The sequence below is a fragment of the Vibrio sp. 10N.222.49.C9 genome (assembly GCF_041474985.1).
Taxonomy (GTDB): Bacteria; Pseudomonadota; Gammaproteobacteria; order Enterobacterales; family Vibrionaceae; genus Vibrio; species Vibrio crassostreae_C.
Map to the genome: position 1 here is coordinate 1 of NZ_JBFRVD010001603.1, position 390 is coordinate 390.

Sequence of the window (390 nt, forward strand, 5' to 3'; positions counted from 1 at the left end):
ATTCTGCGCACGGAGTCATCGATGAGCGAAATATCCACAAGACCTTCTTCTACCAATTCGATGGCCGATTGGTAGAAATCAGGTGTGGTCATCATCATGTCATTGCCACCGAGTAGTGCCTTATAGCTTGCTTCTTTTAGGGTAGCGGCGACGCCTTGCTTGTCATGCAGAGAACCCACGTTGTTCCAATCGGTGACAATAAATCCATCAAGTCCCCATTGTTCCTTAGCGACGGTTTTCAATAACCAAGAGTTGGTGGTGCATGGCTCGCCATCAATCGACTGGTAGCCAGTCATTAATGTTGCGCAGTTGGCTTGTTTGACCGCTTTTTCAAAGGGTGGTAAGAACAATGAAAGCAGTTTTCGTCTTGAGGTATCGGCTTCGTAGGAG

1 protein-coding gene is annotated in these 390 nt (G+C 47.4%); it reads right to left on the reverse strand.

The window, feature by feature from the left end; translation table 11 throughout:
• The coding region (locus AB4585_RS29455; protein ID WP_372172381.1) for a glycoside hydrolase family 3 N-terminal domain-containing protein at positions 1-390 on the reverse strand (390 nt) is incomplete at both ends.